We start from the raw sequence: 2,484 nt of genomic DNA on the forward strand, positions 1-2,484 counted from the left end.
GCCGGGCTCGAGACCGGGCGTGTGCGAGCGGCGCGCGGGCGCCGCCGGGCTCAGTCGACCGGGGTCAGCGGTCGAGGTCGATCAGGCCGAGCTTGGCGGCCTTGACCAGGCGGCGCGGCAGCACCACGGGGCGGCCGTCGACCTTCGTCTCCTGGAGGGCCGGGTTCTCGGCCTTCCACTGCGAGCGGCGGGAATGGGTGTTGGCGCGCGAGAGGCGACGCTTCGGAACTGCCATGACTGTTACGTCCTCTTGGGTCTCGGGTGTGTGAGAGGGCCGGCGGCACACCGCCGGCCCACGGCTCACTTGGTGCGACGGGCGCGGTTGCCGTAACGGCGCTGGAACTTCTCGACACGGCCGGCCGTGTCCATGACGCGCTGCGCGCCGGTCCAGAACGGGTGCGACTCACTGGTCACGTCGACCACGATGAGCGGGTAGGAGTTGCCGTCCTCCCACTCGACGGTCCGCTCGCTCTTGGCGGTGGAGCGGGTGAGGAACTTGGTGCCCGTGCCCGAGTCCTGGAAGACCACCGGGTGGTAGTCGGGGTGGATGTCGTTCTTCATACTGGATCCCTCTAGCTCGGTAGAAGTCTTGGGTCTGGCGCCCGCCCCGTCAGGGACGCGCGAGTGCCAGTGGCCGAACCGGGGATCCCGGTATCAGCACACGCATCGGTAGATCGTACCCGTACGATGACCGGGTACCCAATTCGCGCGCCTCGCCCGCCCGCTCCACCGGCGCTGACGTGCTGATTACCGTTTCGCGCGGTCGGGCCGTAAACTAGACCATCGCTGTTGTCTGCACGTTTGCTATCGCCTCTCCCGGTGCCCGCGACGTGACGGTCCACTGCTGCTCGGCGCAGGCCGGCTCCCAGTTGCGACCCTCACGCGCCACCGTACGAGGAGGCGGAAGGAGAACCACGCCATGTCGGCGCATTGCCAGGTAACGGGACGGAAGCCGGGTTTCGGCAAGTCCGTCTCGCACTCACACCGCAGGACCAACCGTCGCTGGAACCCGAACATCCAGCGTCGTAGCTACTTCCTGCCCTCCGAGGGACGTCGCGTCACGTTGACCGTCTCCACCAAGGGCATCAAGACCATCGACCGCGATGGCATCGAGGCCGTCGTGGCCCGAATCCGCGCCCGTGGGGAGAAGATCTGAGATGGCCCGTAACGACGTTCGACCCATCATCAAGCTCAAGTCCACGGCCGGTACCGGGTTCACCTACGTGACCCGTAAGAACCGCCGCAACAACCCGGACCGCATCGTCCTCAAGAAGTTCGACCCGGTCGTCCGCAAGCACGTCGAATTCCGAGAGGAGCGCTGACCCGTGGCCAAGAAGTCAAAGATCGCGCGTAACGAGCAGCGCAAGGCCAAGGTGGCCCGGTTCGCCGAGCGGCGCGCCGAGCTCAAGGCGATCATCAAGAACCCCGAGAGCACGGACGAGGCGCGCATGGACGCCCAGACCGCGCTCAACAAGATGCCGCGTGACGCCTCGCCCGTGCGGGTGCGTAACCGCGACGTCGCCGACGGCCGCCCGCGCGGCTACCTCCGCAAGTTCGGTCTCTCCCGCGTCCGGATGCGCGAGATGGCCCACCGTGGCGAGCTGCCCGGTGTCACGAAGTCGAGTTGGTGAGTAGGTAATCATGGCAAAAGCGCGTAGCACCCCGTCCAAGAAGGTCCGTGCCCAGGAGGGTCGTCGCCCCAAGAAGAACCCGTTGAAGGTCGCGGGTATCGAGACGGTCGACTACAAGGACGTCAACACCCTCCGCACGTTCATCTCCGACCGCGGCAAGATCCGTTCGCGCCGCGTCACCGGCCTCACGCCGCAGCAGCAGCGGCAGGTCGCCGTCGCGGTCAAGAACGCCCGCGAGATGGCTCTGCTCCCGTTCACCAGCCGCTGAGCCACCGCTCGGCGCGGTCGAACCGCACCGCACGTCCCGCCCGCGGCAGCTAGCCGCCGACTCGGACAACAGCAACCCGATCGGGGTCGCGCCTCCTGGTTTCAGGAGTGCACGGCCCCGATCGGCGTTATCGCTCCCCCCTCCCCGACCCTCAGGAGTCCGCAGTGGCCGGCGTCCTCAACGGCTTCGCCGTGATCGTCGCGCTCGTCGCGCTCGGGTGGCTCCTCGCCCGTTCACGGGTCCTCGGCAGCGACGCGCGGTTGGTGCTCAACCGACTCGTGTTCTTCGTCGCCACCCCGGCCCTGCTGTTCGACGCGCTCGCACGGACCACGCTCGACCAGGTCTTCACGGGAGTCTTCGTGGTGTCCGCCGGTACGGCGATCGTGATGGCGGTCGCCTACGTGCTCGTCGCGAAGGTGTGGCTGCGGCGCCCGACCGCCGACCTCGCGGTCGGGGCCCTGTCCGCGAGCTACGTCAACTCCGCCAACCTCGGCATCCCCATCGCCGTCTACGTCCTGGGGGACTTCGGGTTCGTCATGCCGCTCCTGCTGTTCCAGGTGGCGGTACTGCAGCCGATCGCGATCG

At 67.8% G+C, this 2,484-nt stretch carries 7 protein-coding genes; 5 read left to right on the forward strand and 2 right to left on the reverse strand.

Translation table 11 applies throughout. The features are described from left to right. Positions 1-64: 64 nt before the first annotated feature. Together rpmF and G6026_RS14970 are read right to left on the reverse strand one after the other, a co-directional pair. Entirely contained in the window at positions 65-235 is a 171-nt protein-coding gene (gene rpmF, locus G6026_RS14965) for a 50S ribosomal protein L32 (protein WP_107756973.1), read from the reverse strand. 65 nt (positions 236-300) lie between these two features. Further along, positions 301-561: a type B 50S ribosomal protein L31 gene (locus tag G6026_RS14970; RefSeq protein WP_107756974.1), complete on the reverse strand. Its 261-nt coding sequence runs from the start codon at positions 559-561 to the stop codon at positions 301-303. A 358-nt stretch (positions 562-919) separates the two neighbouring features. On the opposite strand from G6026_RS14970, the gene rpmB reads away from it, so the two are divergent. From rpmB to G6026_RS17600, 5 genes are all read left to right on the forward strand, one after another. Then, the gene (gene rpmB, locus G6026_RS14975) at positions 920-1,156 is read left to right on the forward strand and encodes a 50S ribosomal protein L28 (protein ID WP_007632788.1); all 237 of its coding nucleotides are present in this window, start codon (positions 920-922) and stop codon (positions 1,154-1,156) included. A 1-nt stretch (position 1,157) separates the two neighbouring features. Beyond that, positions 1,158-1,322 (forward strand): 50S ribosomal protein L33, encoded by a 165-nt coding sequence (gene rpmG / locus G6026_RS14980; RefSeq protein WP_017836290.1) that lies wholly within the window; start codon positions 1,158-1,160, stop codon positions 1,320-1,322. A 3-nt stretch (positions 1,323-1,325) separates the two neighbouring features. Continuing rightward, the gene (rpsN, locus tag G6026_RS14985) at positions 1,326-1,631 is read left to right on the forward strand and encodes a 30S ribosomal protein S14 (protein ID WP_017836289.1); all 306 of its coding nucleotides are present in this window, start codon (positions 1,326-1,328) and stop codon (positions 1,629-1,631) included. A gap of 10 nt (positions 1,632-1,641) precedes the next feature. Continuing rightward, positions 1,642-1,899: a 30S ribosomal protein S18 gene (gene rpsR / locus G6026_RS14990; protein WP_017836288.1), complete on the forward strand. Its 258-nt coding sequence runs from the start codon at positions 1,642-1,644 to the stop codon at positions 1,897-1,899. Positions 1,900-2,063: 164 nt separating this feature from the next. Continuing rightward, positions 2,064-2,484 (forward strand): AEC family transporter (locus G6026_RS17600; protein ID WP_347238118.1); only part of this gene is annotated, 421 nt, incomplete at its 3' end.

Source organism: Dietzia sp. DQ11-38-2, assembly GCF_014145055.1.
Lineage (GTDB): Bacteria > Actinomycetota > Actinomycetes > Mycobacteriales > Mycobacteriaceae > Dietzia.